Source organism: Gordonia aichiensis NBRC 108223 (genome assembly GCF_000332975.1).
GTDB lineage: Bacteria > Actinomycetota > Actinomycetes > Mycobacteriales > Mycobacteriaceae > Gordonia > Gordonia aichiensis.
In genome coordinates this window covers 73,196-89,853 of record NZ_BANR01000013.1, presented here as the reverse complement: position 1 = coordinate 89,853, position 16,658 = coordinate 73,196, and the positions used below count along the sequence as shown (strand labels likewise).

14 protein-coding genes are annotated in these 16,658 nt (G+C 66.8%); 8 read left to right on the top strand and 6 right to left on the bottom strand.

The genetic code is table 11. The features are described from left to right. Positions 1 to 117: 117 nt before the first annotated feature. From GOACH_RS13990 to metG, 3 genes are read right to left on the bottom strand one after another with little or no spacing between them, the layout of a single operon-like run. On the bottom strand, positions 118 to 1,320 hold the full coding sequence (locus GOACH_RS13990; protein ID WP_005175702.1) for a GAF domain-containing protein: 1,203 nt from the start codon (positions 1,318 to 1,320) through the stop codon (positions 118 to 120). A 10-nt stretch (positions 1,321 to 1,330) separates the two neighbouring features. Beyond that, the gene (locus GOACH_RS13985; RefSeq protein ID WP_040518715.1) at positions 1,331 to 2,512 is read right to left on the bottom strand and encodes an aminodeoxychorismate synthase component I; all 1,182 of its coding nucleotides are present in this window, start codon (positions 2,510 to 2,512) and stop codon (positions 1,331 to 1,333) included. Between the two features lie 19 nt (positions 2,513 to 2,531). Continuing rightward, the gene (metG, locus tag GOACH_RS13980; RefSeq protein ID WP_005175698.1) at positions 2,532 to 4,103 is read right to left on the bottom strand and encodes a methionine--tRNA ligase; all 1,572 of its coding nucleotides are present in this window, start codon (positions 4,101 to 4,103) and stop codon (positions 2,532 to 2,534) included. A gap of 58 nt (positions 4,104 to 4,161) precedes the next feature. Between metG and GOACH_RS13975 the strand changes: the two genes are divergently transcribed. Then, entirely contained in the window at positions 4,162 to 5,277 is a 1,116-nt protein-coding gene (locus tag GOACH_RS13975; protein ID WP_040518714.1) for an alpha/beta hydrolase, read from the top strand. Positions 5,278 to 5,283: 6 nt separating this feature from the next. On the opposite strand, the gene GOACH_RS13970 is transcribed toward GOACH_RS13975, so the two are convergent. Continuing rightward, the gene (locus GOACH_RS13970; RefSeq protein WP_005175695.1) at positions 5,284 to 7,638 is read right to left on the bottom strand and encodes a glycoside hydrolase family 65 protein; all 2,355 of its coding nucleotides are present in this window, start codon (positions 7,636 to 7,638) and stop codon (positions 5,284 to 5,286) included. Next, positions 7,635 to 8,345 carry an HAD family hydrolase gene (locus GOACH_RS13965; protein ID WP_040518732.1) on the bottom strand — a complete coding sequence of 237 codons (711 nt, stop codon included), beginning with the start codon at positions 8,343 to 8,345 and terminating at the stop codon, positions 7,635 to 7,637. Before GOACH_RS13965 ends, GOACH_RS13970 begins: the two co-directional genes overlap by 4 nt. Before the next feature lie 163 nt (positions 8,346 to 8,508). Between GOACH_RS13965 and GOACH_RS13960 the strand changes: the two genes are divergently transcribed. The 4 genes from GOACH_RS13960 to rsmA all read left to right on the top strand — a co-directional run bounded on the left by GOACH_RS13960 (position 8,509) and on the right by rsmA (position 12,637). Further along, positions 8,509 to 9,366 carry a PhzF family phenazine biosynthesis protein gene (locus GOACH_RS13960; RefSeq protein ID WP_005175693.1) on the top strand — a complete coding sequence of 286 codons (858 nt, stop codon included), beginning with the start codon at positions 8,509 to 8,511 and terminating at the stop codon, positions 9,364 to 9,366. 105 nt (positions 9,367 to 9,471) lie between these two features. Further along, a complete protein-coding gene (locus GOACH_RS13955; protein ID WP_005175692.1) occupies positions 9,472 to 10,467 on the top strand; it encodes a TatD family hydrolase in 996 nt (331 codons plus the stop codon). 200 nt (positions 10,468 to 10,667) lie between these two features. Beyond that, positions 10,668 to 11,753 carry a resuscitation-promoting factor gene (locus GOACH_RS13950; RefSeq protein WP_005175691.1) on the top strand — a complete coding sequence of 362 codons (1,086 nt, stop codon included), beginning with the start codon at positions 10,668 to 10,670 and terminating at the stop codon, positions 11,751 to 11,753. Then, complete coding sequence (gene rsmA / locus GOACH_RS13945) at positions 11,717 to 12,637, top strand: 16S rRNA (adenine(1518)-N(6)/adenine(1519)-N(6))-dimethyltransferase RsmA (RefSeq protein ID WP_005175690.1); 921 nt, start codon at positions 11,717 to 11,719, stop codon at positions 12,635 to 12,637. Before GOACH_RS13950 ends, rsmA begins: the two co-directional genes overlap by 37 nt. 58 nt (positions 12,638 to 12,695) lie before the next feature. Here rsmA and GOACH_RS13940 read toward each other — a convergent pair whose 3' ends face one another. Next, positions 12,696 to 13,685 (bottom strand): TIGR03557 family F420-dependent LLM class oxidoreductase, encoded by a 990-nt coding sequence (locus GOACH_RS13940; protein WP_005175688.1) that lies wholly within the window; start codon positions 13,683 to 13,685, stop codon positions 12,696 to 12,698. Positions 13,686 to 13,767: 82 nt separating this feature from the next. Between GOACH_RS13940 and GOACH_RS13935 the strand changes: the two genes are divergently transcribed. The 3 genes from GOACH_RS13935 to GOACH_RS13925 are packed head-to-tail and all read left to right on the top strand — an operon-like array spanning position 13,768 to position 16,650. Then, positions 13,768 to 14,436 (top strand): HAD family hydrolase, encoded by a 669-nt coding sequence (locus tag GOACH_RS13935; RefSeq protein WP_005175686.1) that lies wholly within the window; start codon positions 13,768 to 13,770, stop codon positions 14,434 to 14,436. Positions 14,437 to 14,468: 32 nt separating this feature from the next. Further along, a complete protein-coding gene (locus GOACH_RS13930) occupies positions 14,469 to 15,446 on the top strand; it encodes a 4-(cytidine 5'-diphospho)-2-C-methyl-D-erythritol kinase (RefSeq protein ID WP_040518730.1) in 978 nt (325 codons plus the stop codon). After that, positions 15,439 to 16,650 (top strand): lipase family protein, encoded by a 1,212-nt coding sequence (locus tag GOACH_RS13925; RefSeq protein WP_005175683.1) that lies wholly within the window; start codon positions 15,439 to 15,441, stop codon positions 16,648 to 16,650. Before GOACH_RS13930 ends, GOACH_RS13925 begins: the two co-directional genes overlap by 8 nt. Positions 16,651 to 16,658 lie beyond the last annotated feature (8 nt).

The window sequence follows — 16,658 nt, the reverse complement described above, 5'->3', positions numbered from 1 at the left end:
CCCGCCCCGGCGCGGCGAAACCCGCCCCGGCGCGGCGAAACCCGCCTCCGGCGCCGCGGAACCCGCCCCCGCGAAACCCGCCGCCCCCGCGCGGCGAAACCGCCCCCGGCGCGGCTCTCAGTCGGGGATGACGGTGAGTGTCACCTCGGCGGCCAGGCGGTATGGCCGGCTGGTCACCAGGGTGCCGACGGCGCGTCGCAGCCGTGACATCTCGGCGCGGACCGAGACCTCGTGGGTGGCGTCGCCGAACAGGAATTTGCTCAGCTGCGCAGAGGTGAGACCCGCGCGGCCGGCGTCGGACAGCAGCAGCAGGATCTGGGCGTGGCGCCGGGTGATGACGATGGTCAGGTTGTCGGGTCCGTCGGTCACATGGATCGACGGCTCGCCGCGCAGGTCGAGTTCGATGAGAATCGGCCCCGACGGTCCCGCAGGCCGCACCACCCATCCGCCGACCACACGTTCGGCGACGCACACGCCGAGTCCGGTCACGAACCGCATCTCGCCGTCGCTAGGCGGGGCGATACGAGTAGGTGCGATCACGCCGCGGCTGTCGGCGACCAGCCCGTCTTCGTCGACGAGGAGTGCGGTCTTGAAGTCGGACAACGACTTTCCGCTCGTCTCACGCAACGTGCTCAGTCTGCGCTGGTGTTCGTCGGAGACCTCATGGGCGCACAGTTCCGCGACCGACACGGCGAGCATCAGCGTCGCAGGCTGCACGGCGTTCGCCTGTCCGGCGAAGGCGATCACCCCGGCGATCTCGCCGCTGACGCGGTCGCGGACAGGGGCGCCCGCGCAGTACCACTCGTTCAGTGCGTGCGCATAGTGCTCGACGGGGTAGACGCGCTGGGGTCGGGGATCGGCGAGGACCTGCCCCACCACGCTCGTCGCGACCGACTCCTCATCCCACCGCGCGCCTTCTCTGATGTGCAGGACGCTCGCGAGTTCGCGGAGTCGGGGATCGGCCTGCCCCCAGAGCATGACCCCGTCGGCGTCGAACATCCCGAAGACGAGGTCTGCGTCGTCGGCGCTCGCGTCGACGATGGCCTGCGCTGCCCTCGACGCGTGCCGCAGGGGACTGTGTTCGCGTCGGCGCGCGAGTTCGTCGTCGCTGATCAACGTCGGGTTGTGGTGCTCGCGTCGATGGCCGCGCCGCTGCGCCCGCAGCCATGATTCGAGCACGGGTGTCGGCGGGGTGTAGTCCGCGGGATAGTGGCGTGAAGCGTGAGCGGAACCGGTGGTGTCACCGATGATGCAGGCGCGGATGTTGGCGAGGTCGGACGTCGTCTCGGCTGCCTGCTCCACGCTCACGGCCCGATTCATACCGATAAGATTAACCGAGCAGCGTCGGGTGCGCGTTGATCACACTGGCCGCTTTGTCGAGGCATTCCTGCCATTCGCGTCGGGGATCCGAATCCGCGGTGATGCCCCCGCCCACGCCCAACGCCATCGAGCCGTCGGGTGTGATCTCGACGGTCCGGATCGCGACGTTGAGGTCGAGTAATCCCTCGGGCCCCGCCAGGCCGACGGCACCGCAGTACACGCCGCGTGGGTCCCGCTCCCACTCCGTGAGCAGTTGCATAGCCCTCAGTTTGGGCGTTCCGGTGACCGACGCCGGTGGGAACGTCGCGTCGAGCAGGGCCAGGTTGCCCACTGTGGGCGGAAGCTGTGCGGCTACTCGTGACACGAGGTGCCACACCCCCGGCGCTCCGATGATCTCGAGGAGTTTCTCGACGCGCACCGAACCGGTGCGCGCGACCCGGCCCAGGTCGTTGCGAACGAGGTCGACGATCATGATGTTCTCGGCGATGTCTTTCGACGACGCTGCGAGCACAGTCGGGTCCTCGCCTGCCGCGACCGTGCCCTTGATGGGTGCCGACCACACGCGTTCGCCGCGTCGGGACAGGAAGGTCTCCGGCGAGAAGCTCGCGACGGTACCCCAATGGCCCTGGAGAAGAGCGGATTTCGCTGGTCGAGTTCGTTCGACGAGGTCGGCGAAGAACCCGCATGCAGAACCCGTCAGTGTCCCGGTGAAGCGGGTGCACAGGCAGGCCTGGTAGATCTCTCCCGCTCGGATCGCGGCGAGGCACTGCTCGATCGCGGCGATGTGCGGACGTGCGTCCGGCGCGGTCCAGCGCGTCGACCACGACTGCGTCGAGTTGCCGACGTCGCGTGCGGCGTCGGCCATCGCGTCGCGCATCCACGCGGGCAGGGGGCTGCCGGAAGCACTGACGTGACGCCAGCGTCCGGCGTCGAGCACGAGGAGGTGATCGGTCTCGCCTCCCGCGACCGTCGGCAACGGCGATTCGACGCCGCGCACCGGAAATCCCAAGTACCCCAACCAGAATCGGTCTGGATGATCGGGCGGTGGGAGACCCGCGCGTACCTCGATCGATGGCGCGATGACCGCGTCGGCATCCCACCAGTCGCCCACCAGGGCCGCAGGCGGCGGTGAACCGCGACGCACGGCCGCGGCCTGCAACGAGCGCAGTAGGTCCGTCGCGGTCGGGGTCAACGCGTCACCGCAGGCCTGCTCACGCGTCGCGACGCGGGAAAACCACTGTGGGCTTGGGTAGTTCGGTTCCGGGTACGAGACGATCGGCCACTGCGGTGAAATCGCGGTCGGCGCCGACTGCAAGCAGATCGAGCAATGCGTTGCACGACGTCGGCATCACCGGTTGCGCCAGCAGGGCGACGACGCGAACCACCTCGGCGCACACGTAGAGCACGGTGCCGGTGCGCTCGAGGTCACTCTTGGCGACCTTCCATGGTTCCTGCGCCGAGATGTACCTGTTGGTCTGTGCCAGCACCGACCACAGCGCCTCGAGACCCAGATGGATCGCCTGCACGTCGAAATGGTTGCGTACCCGCGGCAGCAGTTCCCTTGTGGCGTCGAGGATCTCGGAGTCGGCATCGGTGTAGGCGGCAGGGGTCGGAACCGCGCCGTCGAAATACTTGCCAATCATCGAGAGCGTGCGCTGCGCGAGATTGCCGAACTCGTTGGCGAGGTCGGCGTTGACGCGTGCGGTCATGCTCTCGGCGGAGTACGAACCGTCCTGTCCGTAGGGCACTTCACGTAGTAGGAAGTAGCGGAGCTGGTCGAGCCCGAACTCGTCGATGAGGTTCTCCGGATCGACGACGTTGCCGATCGACTTGCTCATCTTCTCGCCCTTGTTGAACAGGAAGCCATGGGCGAAGACTCGCTTGGGCAGTTCGATTCCGGCGCTCATCAGGAAGGCAGGCCAGTAGACGCAGTGGAAGCGGATGATGTCCTTGCCGATCACGTGCAGGTCGGCGGGCCAGTACCTGTCGAAGGTGGCGGCATCGTCGGGGAAGCCGACTCCGGTCAGGTAGTTGGTGAGGGCGTCGACCCACACGTACATGACGTGGTCTGGGTGTCCGGGCACCGGAACGCCCCAGTCGAAGGTGGTCCGCGAGACCGACAGATCGGTGAGCCCGCCCTTGACGAAGCTGATCACCTCGTTGCGTCTGACCTCCGGGCCGATGAACTCGGGGTGCGAGTCGTAGAGGTCGAGGAGTTTGTCCTGATACTTCGACAGGCGGAAGAAGTAGGTCTGCTCCTCGGTCCAGGTCAGCACGTGCCCGTTGTCGGAGGCCACGCGTTGGCCTGACTCGTCAACGACGGTGTCGGGCTCGGCGTAGAACGTCTCGTCGCGGACGTCGTACCAGCCGGAGTAGGTGTCGAGATAGATGTCGCCCGCATCGGCCATCCGCTGCCAGATGACCTCCGAGGCACGCTTGTGGTCGTCGTCGGAGGTCCGGATGAAGCGCTCGTAGCTCGACCCGAGACGGTCCTGGAGCTGCTGGAAGCGGTCGGAGTTGCGAGCGGCGAGCTCCGCGGTCGGAATGCCCTCCTTCTCCGCGGTCTGCTGCATCTTCTGCCCGTGCACGTCGGTTCCGGTGAGGAACCGGACGTCGAATCCGTCGAGACGTTTGAACCGGGCGAGCGCATCTGCCGAGATGTACTCGTACGCATGCCCGATATGCGGTGCTCCGTTGGGGTACGCGATGGCCGTCGTGATGTAGTACGGATGTCCTGCGCCGTGTGATGTGCGCGCGTCGGTGCTGGTCAGGTCAGTGGGCATAGTGTCTGCCAGGATACTTGGTCGCCTCGAGCGCGAGCGCCCACGTACCCTGACTCCTATGGTGATGGCAGATAGACCCGAGGTGGAGACCGCGTCCAAGCCGATCGCGGCGCTGACGATGGTGGGCCTCGGGGAGAGTCTGCTCAACGGCCTGGCACGGGTGCCGTTCTCCAAGCCGTGGAAGGGGCCGTCGGGGCTTCTCGACAACATCGGCCAGTCGGTCACACGGAACACGATTCGAGCCTTCATGGGCTACTCGATGGGGCTGCCGATCGAGGAGTTCCGTTCCATGGAGAAGGCGCTCGACGACATCTGCAACACCATCCTGCCGCCGGTCATCGAACTCGCGGGCAAGGTCGAGATCACCGAGGACACCATCAACGGCGTACCGGGGATCTGGTGTCGCGCCAAGGCGAGTTCGGACGCCTACGTCGACGACGACGAGCGCAAGGAAGCGATCGGCGCCACGATCCTCTATCTGCACGGCGGCGGCTACATCGGTACGTCGCCCATCATGTACTCCGCGTTCGCCGCTGCTCTCGTCCGCATCACCGGTTTCGAGATCTTCATCGCCGACTACCGGATGGCTCCCGAATTCCCATTCCCCGCAGGGGTTCTCGACGCCGCGGACGTGTACCAGGGGTTGCTCGACAGAGGCATCCCGGCCGAACATCTGATGGTCGCCGGCGATTCGGGAGGCGGTGGACTCGCGACGTCGTTGATCAGCTATCTGCACAACAAGGACATGCCGCGGCCGGCGGCGCTGGCATTGTTCTCACCCGAGATCGATCTCGACCTCGACAACGCGTCGGTCACCGAGAACGCCAAGTACGACATCCTCCCGTGGAGCATCCCGGTCACGCCGTACCTGCACGGTGTGCAGCCCAACGACGTGAGGGTCTCGATCGTCTACGCGAACCCGAGCCCGGACTGGTTCCCGCCGACGTTCGTGTGCTGGGGCGAGGACGAGATGTTCCGCGACGGCATCCGCGAGTTCGTCGAGAAACTCGAGGCCAACGGCGTTCCGGTGTACGGGATCGAGGGGCGGGGGATGTTCCACGTCTTCCCGATCCTGATGCCGTGGGCGGAGGCGTCGAAGGACGTGCTGCGCAGTCTCCGCGAACGGGTCGCGCGCAACATCGCCGCCGACCCGGAGGCCAAACCCACGCACTGACGAGTGTCAGTCCCGGTGGTAGGGCTCGCATCCCACCGGTGCCTTCGGCGGTTCGCGGTGCTCGATCTCGTCGATGTCCAGGGTGACCGGATGCTCGTCGGTGAGAGTGAACTTCTCGCCGTGATGCGCGAGGTCGATCTTCGGTCCCGATAGCAGTCGATACGTTGCCGACTTCTTGTCGACGGCGACGACGATCTTCGAATCCCGCACCGTCATACGGAAAGACATGTACGTCAGGCGCGGTGGGAGCCGTGGGGCGAAGGTGATGTGCCCACCGAAGTCGCGCATGCCGCCGAACCCTGCGACGCAGTCCATCCACGCACCCGCGAGCGCAGCGATGTGCAGACCGCTGCTGACGTTGCTGTGGAGATCATGCAGGTCGGTGAACACCGATTCGGCGAGCAGGTCGTAGCTCAGACCGAGGTATCCGACCTCGGCGGCGGTCACGGCTTCACAACACGCCGACAACGACGAGTCGCGGACGGTGAGCGGGTAGTAGTAGTCGAAGTTGCGCAGCTTCTGCTCTTCTGTGAATGCGCGACCGAACATGTACATCGCGAACACGAGGTCGGCCTGCTTGACCACCTGCTTGCGGTACAGGTCGTAGTACGGGTAGTTCAGCAGCAGTGGGTACTTGCCGACCGACGCCGCGAAGTCCCATGCACCGAGCAAGGTGAACGCCTCGCACTGCTGGTGCACGCCCAGCGCGTCGTCGAACGGGATGGTCATGTCATCGGCGCACGATTCCCAGTGTGCCGCTTCGGCATTCGTCACGCCGTACTTCTGCGCGAGGTCGGGTCGGCGATGTACCCAGGCGACGCCGTCGCGGAGTGCGAGTTGCGCAGCGAGGTTGGTGAACACGTTGTTGTTGACGACCGCGGTGTACTCGTCCGGGCCGGTGACGCCGTCGAGTCGGAATCGTCCGTTGACGTCGTGGTGTCCGAGTCCGGCGAACAGACGAGCGATCTCGACGAGAAGTTCGACGCCGCACTCGGTTTCGAACTGTTCATCCTCGGTGGCGCGCATGTAGCGCGCGGTCGCGTTCGCGATGTCGGCGCTGACGTGCACGCCCGCGGTTCCCGCCGGCCAGTAGCCCGAACACTCGTCGCCGTTGATGGAGCGCCACGGGAACATAGCGCCGCGCTGACCGAGCTCGGCGGCACGCGCCTTTGCCTTGTCCATCGTCGAATGACGCCACCGCAACTCTTCACCGGCCGCGGCGGGGACGGTGTAGGTGAGCATGGGCAGGATGAAACTCTCGGTGTCCCAGAAGGTGTGGCCGTCGTAACCGGGCCCGGTGAGTCCCTTGGCCGGGATGGCTCGGGACTGCCCGCGCGCACCCGCCTGAAGCACGTGGAAGAGCGCGAAGCGCACCGCCTGCTGCACCTCGGGATCGCCGTCGAGCTCGATGTCGGCGTCGCGCCAGAAGTCGTCCATGTAGGCGATCTGCATGGCTTTCAGCGATTCCCAGCCAGTTTCCATCGCCATGGCGAGTGCGGCGTCGACCTGTGCGCGGAGCGCGGGGACAGATCGTCGCGCCGACCAGCCGTATCCGATGTATTTGGTCATCTTCAGCGACGTGCCCTGCGGGACGTTCGCTGCGATGGTCAATCGCGCGAGGTCTTCGTCGGCGCGGATGAAACTGTCTGCGGCGCCGGGGAAGTCGATCTGGTGGTCCATGCCGGCCGCCATGTGCAGCCCGGACTGTTTGGTGTGGTGCACCAGGATGCCCCAATAGTTGCGGCAGGTCGCGAGGTCGGACACCAACGGTGACTCCAGCGCCGCCGCGAGTCGGGGATCGTTGCCGGGCACGGGCACCGGCTCGTTGGCGAGCAGGTCGGACTGCAGGACGATCTTCATGTCCTCGCCGACGGGCTCCACCTCGTAGTGGATCGCCGCGATGGTGCGCTTGGTGAACGACACCAGCCGCTCGGACTTGATGCGTACGGTGCGGCCGGTGGGCGAGGTCCAGAGTGTGTTGCGGCGCAACGTTCCCGTGCGGAAGTCGAGTGTCTGCGAATGCTCTTCGATGCGGCCATACCGAAGGTCCATCGGCTCGTCCTCGACGAGGAGTCGGATGATCTTGCCGTCGGTCACGTTCACGACGGTCTGGCCCGATTCGGGGTATCCGTAACCGCTTTCGGCGTACGGCAGATCGCGCAGCTCGTAGAACCCGTTGAGGTAGGTGCCGGGGTGATCGACCGGCTCACCCTCCTCGAAACTTCCGCGGAGGCCGATGTGACCATTCGAGAGTGCGAACAACGTTTCGTTTCGGCCCAGCATGTCGAGATCGACACCGCGCCAGTGCAACTGCCACGGATCGATGTCGAAACCGGTGCTCTGTTCTGTCGTGCGGCTCATGCGGGGATCAACTCGTCGAGATCGTTGACGACGACGTCGGCGCCTGCGGTTCGCATGGCCTCCGCCTGACTACCGCCCACCCGATCGATGCCGACGACGTAGCCGAAACGGCCGGCAACGCCTGCCTGCACACCGGAGATCGCGTCCTCGAAGACGGCTGCCGCCGTCGGTTCGACGCCCATCAATTCTGCCCCCAAGAGAAACGAGTCGGGCGCGGGTTTTCCGCGCAGTCCGCGTGCGGCCGTCTCCTGCCCGTCCACACGCACTTCCACGAATGTCGACAGCCCGGCAGCGTCGAGCACGGCCTCTCCGTTCTTCGACGATGTCACCACTGCGACGCGCAGTCCGGCATCCCTGGCGGCCTGAAGGTAGCGCACCGATCCGGGATACGGGCTCACGCCGTCGCGTGAAAGCGTGTTCAGGAACATCGCGTTCTTCTCCGAGCCGATCCTGGCGATCGTCGCGTCGTCGACATCGTTGATGCCCCGCGAGGACAAGAAGGCCCGTACACCGTCCTCGCGAGGACGACCGTCGACGTAGTCGAGGTAGTCCTGTTCGGTGAACGGCACGAATGCGTCGCCGTCGCGGTCGCGGAGGAAGTCGTCGAACGCGGCCTTCCACGCAACGCGATGTAGGACGGCGGTACTCGTGAGAACACCGTCGAGGTCGAATAGGGCGACCGAGATCTGTTCTGGCAAACCCAACACGTCCGACACGCTACCCGCCTGGACAGTCCATGGCGCGGTATGTGCGCACAGCCCATGTCGCGCCGCGGACGCAGCGGTGCGTCGCGCCTGCGCTCGACGGGCCGTGGCCCCGCACGCGGCAAATCGCTGGACAACCGCCGCTCGTGACGGCCAGCATGGGTCCATGTCATCAGCGCACCAGTCCCGACGTTTCGCCCAGGTCGACGTGTTCAGTTCGAAACCGTTGCGTGGCAACCCCGTTGCCGTCGTCATCGATGGGGATGGGGTGTCTGAGGAGGCGATGGCCGCATTCGCGCGCTGGACCAACCTCTCCGAGACCACGTTCATCCAGACGTCGAGTGACCCCGCCGCCGACTACCGATTGCGTATCTTCACACCCGGTGGCGAACTTCCCTTCGCAGGCCACCCCACGCTCGGATCGGCCCATGCGTGGCTGGCTGCGGGTGGGTCGCCGCGCGGGGCCGACATCGTGCAGGAGTGCGGGGTCGGGTTGGTCACGATTCGTCGCGATGGTGAACGGCTCGCCTTCGCCGCGCCCCCGCTGCGCCGATCGGGTCCGGTCGACGACGCTCTCGTCGCTGAGGTCCTCCCTGCGCTCGGACTCTCGCGCGAGCATGTCCGCGCCGCGGAGTGGATCGACAACGGCCCTCCGTGGTTCGTCCTCGAACTCGACTCGGCGCAACGCGTGCTCTCGGTGGAGCCCGACCTCGCCGTCGTCAGCGCCTACGACATCGGGCTGCTCGGACGGTACGAGTCGCCTCACCCGGACGATCCGCAGATCGAGTTCGAGGTCCGCGGTTTCGCGGGCGGAGCGGGCGTCGGGGAAGACCCGGTCACCGGCAGCCTCAACGCCGGTATCGCCGTCTGGCTTCGGGCAGGCGGCCGGGTCGGCGCGAGCTACGTGGCCTCGCAGGGCACGGCCCTCCAACGTGCCGGGCGCGTATACGTCGACGACGACGGCGAGCACATCTGGGTCGGCGGCCACTCCACGACTGTCATCAGCGGGGCCGTCGACCTCTGAGCGTCGGCAGCGCAGCGAAATCCGCCGACGGCACTGCGAACCGGCGCACGGGAGCGCTGCACGGCGCTGTCGGCGCACGAACCGCCACCTCTTAGAGTCGAGTCCATGACGGAGGATGCACATGGCCCGGCCCATCCGGACGGGTCGAGGCCTGCTGAACCACCGACCCCCGACACCACTCAGGGCACCGACACCACTCAGGGCACCGACAACACTCAGGGCACCGATACCGCGCAGCGCACCGAGAGCGCGAAGGCCGCGAAGAAGCGTCGACGCCGCGAGCCGCCGCCGGACCCGGCCCCGCTGTACGGCCTGATCGACGCGCACACGCATCTCGCAGCGTGCGGTGGGCGCTCACCCGAGACGGTCCGCGCGATCGTCGACCACGCCGAGAGCGTGGGGGTTGAGGCGGTGGTCACAGTCGCCGACGACATGGTCGACGCCCGGTGGGCCGTGTCGGCAGCCGTTTGGGATGACAGGGTCTACGCGGCGGTGGCGCTGCACCCCATGCACGCTGATGACCTCGACGATGCGTCCTCTCGAGAGCTGGAGCAGATGGCGCAGGACCCGAGGGTGGTGGCCGTCGGCGAGACCGGCCTCGATTACTATTGGCCCGCCCGGTCCGACGACTGCGCGAAGCCCGAGATCCAGCACGAAGCCTTCCGCTGGCACATCCGGCTCGCGAAGAGCATCGGCAAGCCCTTGATGATCCACAACCGCGAGGCCGACCGCGACGTACTGGACATCCTCGCTGATGAGGGCGCCCCCGACACCGTGATCATGCATTGCTTCTCCGGTGACCAAAACGTTGCACGCGAATGCGTCGAGCGCGGCTTCTACCTCAGCTTTGCGGGCACTGTGAGCTTCGCCAACGCCGCCGCACTGCGGGAAGCGGCGAGTGTGGTTCCCGACGAGTTGTTGCTCGTCGAAACCGATGCGCCGTTCCTGACACCGGATCCGTATCGGGGACAACCCAATCAGTCGTACTGTCTGCCGTACACCGCGAGGTCGTTGGCATCCACGCGTGGTGTCGACGCCGAATCATTGGCCAGGATGCTCGGCGACAATGCGCGACGCGCCTACCAGCTACCTTTGCGGTAATCGCCCCGTCTCGTTATCGTATTGTGATCCCGCGTGATGGTGGGCGTCGATTGATCGGATGATCGGTCTTCCTCGAGTGTGATCTCGGGGGCCACTGCGGCTCACCGAGCCGCTACCACGACGCCCGGCGGGTTGACGTTGTTGCCGATCAGGATGCTTGGACCTTGTCTGTACTTGCGAGAATTCATAACTCAGAATCGATGCGCGCGCGGGTTGCCACCGGCGCGGTGCTCGCGACCCTCGCCGCCGGTGGTGTCGCGGGCGTCGCGATGCACAAAAACGTGACACTCGACGTCGACGGTCACACGATGAAGGTCTCGACCATGGCCATGTCGGTCGATTCGGTTCTGCGTTCACAGGGCTACACCCCGTCCGACGGCGACCAGGTCAGCCCCGGGCCCGATGCTGGCTTCGGCGACGGCGCGACCATCACCATGAAGCGCCTCAAGACCGTCGTCCTCGACGTCGAGGGACGCAAGGAACAGGTCAAGACGACCGCGGTGAAGGTCGACGAATTGCTCGCCGAGAAGGGCCTCGCTCACGGCGACGACCAGACCAACTTCTCTGCTGACGGGGCCATCCCCGTCAGCGGTGCCGTGGTCGACGTCACCCTCCCGAAGCCGGTGACGGTCGTCGACGGTGGCGTCCGATTCAAGACCACTGTCCCCGCATCCACCGTTGCCGAGGCGCTCACCGCAACCGGCAAGCCGTTGTCGGACCAGGACAAGGTCACGCCCGCCGCCGATACCAAGGTCACCCCGGACATGGTGATCGACGTGACCCGCATCCGTACCGAGCAGGACACCGTCCTCGAAGACGTCGCGCCGCCGGAGAACAAGCAGGACGACCCGACTCTCGTTCGCAACAAGAAGGTTGTCGTCAACCCGGGCAAGCCGGGACGCGCCAACGTCACCTACAACGTGACCATCGTCAACGGCAAGGTCGTCAAGCGCGACAAGGTCTCCGCCGACCAGATCGCTGCTCCTGTCGCCGCGACTGTCAAGGTCGGCACCAAGGAAGGCGCTCCCGACGTGCCGGACGGTTCGGTGTGGGATCGGCTCGCGCAGTGCGAATCGACCGGCAACTGGGCGATCAACAACGGTAACGGCTTCTACGGCGGCATCCAGTTCGACCAGAACACCTGGGATCGCTGGGGTGGCCAGGAGTACGCTCCGCGCCCCGACCTCGCCACCCGTGAGGAGCAGATCGCGATCGCGCAGAAGACCCTCGCAGCCCAGGGGTGGGGCGCGTGGCCGGCCTGCTCGTCGAGTCTGGGCCTGCGCTGACAGACGACGCCGCGGCTGACGCGGACCCGACCGCTCCGCGGCTGCTCGGCCCGGCTCAGATCCGACGCCTCGCCGCGGAGCTCGACGTTCGACCGACCAAGACCCTCGGCCAGAACTTCGTCCACGACGCGAACACTGTTCGACGCATCGTGGCGGCATCAGGGGTGGGACCAGAGGACACGGTCCTCGAGGTCGGCCCCGGCTTGGGCTCACTGACGCTCGCACTACTGGGTCGCGCGGGCCGGGTTGTCGCCGTGGAGATCGATCCGAAACTCGCGCACCGCCTGCCGCAGACCGTCGAGGAGTTCGCACCGCAGCGCGCCGCGGCACTCGACGTGGTCACCGCCGACGCGATGTCCGTGCGCGCCGACGACCTACCGGTGACTCCGACCGCGCTCGTCGCGAATCTTCCGTACAACGTCGCGGTGCCGGTGCTGCTGCATCTCATGGCCGAGTTGCCCACGATCGCAACGGCTCTCGTGATGGTGCAGGCCGAAGTGGCCGATCGACTGGCCGCCGGGCCCGGCTCCCGCGTCTACGGGGTGCCGAGCGTCAAGGCACGTTATTACGGCGACGTCGCGCGCGCCGGTGCGGTGGGACGCAACGTGTTCTGGCCGGAGCCGAAGGTCGAGTCGGGCTTGGTCCGTGTCACCAGAACGGACCCGTATGTCGGCGAACCGACCACCCGCGCAGACGTTTTCGCCGTCATTGACGCCGCCTTCGCGCAGCGTCGCAAGACGATGAGGTCGGCACTGGCCACCTGGGCCGGCTCACCGGTGGAAGCCGAACGTCGGCTCCGTGCCGCGGTTATCGACCCGCAGGTCCGCGGCGAGAAACTCGACGTCGGCGATTTCGTGCGTCTCGCGGCCGTCGATCCTGCCTGAGCTGTCGACCGTGCGCTGCAGACCGTCGAGTGGGCGCTCGAGACTGTCGAGTGTGCGCTTACCCCGCCGCTGACCGCAGCTTCGCCAGCAGTGGCTCGGCGGCCTCGTCGAAGAACGCCTGCTGTGAGTCGGCACCGATCTGGATCAGCGCGACGTCGGTGAAGCCCGCTTTCCAGTACGCGCTCACCGCTTCGACGATCGCGTCGAGGTCGGGTCCGCACGGGATCGATGCCGCGACGTCGTCGGGGGTGACGTACTGTGTCGCAGCGGCGAACCCGGCGGTGGTGCGCAGGTCGGCATTGACGTCCCAGCCACCACCGAACCACCGGAACTGTTCGTGCGCACGCTTTTTCGCGACCTCGGGATCGGGGTCCCAACAGATCGGGATCTGCCCGATGGCTCGCGCGTCCGCACCGATCGTCGGCGCGTCGTCGACGTCGTTCCACAGGGAGATCAGCGACTCCTCCGGTTGCACGGCGATGAGGTGGTCGGCGATTGGCGCGATCTGCCCGATACCGCGTTCGCCCGCGACGGCGACCCCGATCGGCACGCCCTCGTCTGGGACGTCCCACAGCTTCGCGGAGTCGACCTGAAAGAACTCGCCGCGATAGTCGAGCAGCCCGCCGTCGAGCAGGGCGCCAATGATCTCGATGCCCTCGACGAGCATCTCTTGCCGATCACCGACCGACGGCCAGCCCTCGCCGACAACGTGCTCGTTGAGGTTCTCACCGCTGCCGAGCCCGAGAGTGAATCGCCCCTCCGCGAGCAGTTGCAGCGTCGCTGCCTTCTGCGCAACGACGGCCGGGTGGTAGCGCATCGTCGGACAGGTCACATAGGTCATCAGCCCGACGCGCTCCGTGGCGTGCGCGATCGCGCCCAGCACAGTCCACGCGTACGGAGCGTGGCCCTGCGCCGACAGCCAGGGGGAGTAGTGGTCGCTGGACACCTCGAAGTCGAAGCCCGCGGCTTCGGCGCTCACCGCATCCCGGACGAGTTGTTGGGGCCCGGCCTGCTCGGTCATCAGGGTGTAGCCGAATCGAATTGCCATCTCGTGAACTCCATCGGTCGCGATCGTCGAGATTCTGACAGGGTGGGAGAGGGGGCCGCTTGCTGGACCGTGAGGAGATTCGATGACGAAAGATGTCAGCTCAGATGCCGTGGACACCGTGCTCCTCGATGTCGACGGTACGCTCATCGATTCGACGTACTGGCACGCTTACGCGTGGCAGCGTGCGTTCGCAGCGCGCGACCTGACGCCTCCGTGGTGGCAGATCCACCGTGCCGTCGGCATGGGTGGCGACCTGCTCGTCGGAGAGCTGTGCGGGCAGAAGGTCGAGGACGAGTCGGGCGACGAACTGCGCGACGAGTGGGCCGATCGATATCGCGAGGTACTCGACAAGGTGCAACCGTTTCCGAGGGTGCGTGAACTGGTCGCGGGGCTGACCGACGCGGGCTACACGGTGGCACTCGCGTCCTCGGGCGCACGCGAATTCACCGATGCCGCTCTGGAATTGATCGGCATGACCCGCGACGACTTCGCGGCGGTGACCAGCTCGGACGACGCCGAGCAGTCCAAACCCGCCTCCGATCTGCTGCATGCGGCTCTCGATGCCGCGGGCGGCTCGCACGCGGTATTGGTCGGTGACAGTGTGTGGGACGTCGCCGCGGCCAATCGGCTTCCCTGCCCCTGCGTTGGGGTGAAATCAGGCGGCATCGCGGCGGCAGAACTCCTCGACGCCGGGGCGGCGCTCGTCGTCGACGACGTCGCAGCGCTCGTCGAGCGGCAGTGGCGCCCCTGACAGCGGACCGCAGTCCATTACGCTGGAACATTGTGTCTCCTACGTCGTTGTCGGTCGTGTCCGACGCCGTCCGCGTGCGGGTGCCCGCCAAGGTCAACCTGCACCTCGGCGTCGGACCGCTGCGCGACGACGGCTACCACGACCTCGTCACGGTCTTCCAGGCGCTCTCGATCTACGACGACGTCTCCGTCGCGCCGGCGACAGCGCTGAGTGTGTCGGTGACCAGGGACAACGGCAAGGGTGTCGGTTCTCGTGAGGTGGCCGACGTCCCCGTCGACAACTCCAACCTCGCAGCACGCGCGGCACTCGCACTCGGGGCCTACGTCGGTAGGGAGCCTGCCGTCTCGATCGACATCGTCAAACGCATTCCGGTCGCCGGTGGAATGGCGGGTGGGAGCGCCGACGCCGCGGGCACTCTCGTCGCCCTGGCAGATCTCTGGAAGCTCGACATCGAGCGCGCAGAGCTCGTCGAGATCGCCGCGGAACTCGGCAGCGACGTCCCGTTCTCGTTACGTGGCGGTACTGCACTCGGCACCGGGCGCGGCGAGCAACTGGTGCCCGTCCTCGCCCGCGGAGAACTGCACTGGGTGCTGGCGCTCGCGCGGGACGGATTGTCGACGCCTGCGGTCTACCGTGAGTTGGACAGGCTGCGGGAGAGTAGTTCACGCGAGGTGGCGACCGGCGACGTCGACCCCGACACCGCACATCCCGACGCCCTGATCTCGGCGCTCGCGTCCGGCGATTCCGCGGCCGTGGCGGCGCACCTGCACAACGACCTGCAGCGCGCCGCGCTCAGCCTGCAGCCGACGTTGCGTCGAACGCTGCGCGCGGGAGTCGACGCGGGGGCGCTTGCCGGAATCGTGTCCGGTTCTGGACCCACCTGCGCCTTTCTGTGCGCCGACGAGGTGTCGGCGGTCAACGTCGCCGCCGAACTGTCGGGGGCTGGGGTGGCGCGCGCGGTGCGCACCGCGAGTGGTCCGGTGCCGGGTGCACGGGTGATCGATGAGTGAGAACTCGCGGCGTGCGCGCGGGCGCCGCTACCCTGTGCGGGTGCGCAGAGGGGTGAGTGGCGCGGGTCGGGTGCGTGTGGTTTGCGCAGTTCTCGCTGCGGCCATCACTGCTTCCGTCAGCGTGGCTTTCACCCCGACGGCCAGCGCCGACCAGCATCTCGCCGGCGGCACGATCATCACACGCGAACGCGTTCCGGCGGCACAACTACCGCCAGGAGCTGCTGCCGCCGAGCGTGTCGAATACGTGACGCGCGACCAGGCAGGCCACATCGCGCCGTCGTCGGGGATCTACTGGATTCCGCAGGGCACCCCGCCGCCCGGTGGATGGAAGATCGTCTCCTGGGCGCACGGCACCACCGGCATCGGCGATGACTGCGCTCCCAGCAGGACCAAGACGGGTTCAGGAGTCGACGCCGCGGTCACCGCAGCACTGAAAGCGGGTTACGCGGTCACGGCAACCGACTACGCGGGCCTCGGCACGGCCGAGCAGACCGAGTACCTCGGTGGACGCGCGGCCGCGCATTCGGTTCTCGACATGATTCGGGCGGCGCGCTGGGAGGAATCCCGGTTGAGCAACGACTGGGTGTCGATGGGTCACTCGCAGGGCGGGCACGCGGCCCTGTTCGCCGGGCACATGGCGCGCAGCTATGCCCCGGAACTGCGTCTGCACGAGGTGATCGCGGCAGCGCCCGCATCGGGTATCGAGTCGGTGTTCGGCGCCTTCACGCCGCGTGTTCCGAGCTTGGGAAAGGGAAATGTCGTCGGCGGACTGCTGCTGTTCATTCTCGCGGGTCTCGATCATGCGCGCCCCGATCTGCACGTTCGCGACCATCTGACGACCGAGGGGGAGAAGTACCTCGAGCTCGCGCACGAGAAATGCTCGGGTGATTTCTCCGAAGCGATGCGGGCGGTGTCGCCGGGGTCGCTGGTGGCACGCGCCTTCACCGACAAGACCTTCACCGACGCTCTCAGCGATTACATGTCGGTACCGACAGACGGCTGGAAGGTGCCCATTCGGATTGACCATGGACTCCTCGATCCCGTTGTCCCGTACGCGCTTTCGATGGCCTTGGTGCATCGGCTGCGCGCAGCGGGAGCCGACGTCTCGTTCGTCACGCATACGCGTGCCGATCACACGAGCGTCGTCACACAATCCCTCGACGACGAGTTGCGCACCGTTGCACAGGCGTTCTCGCGTGACTAGCGGGCGAT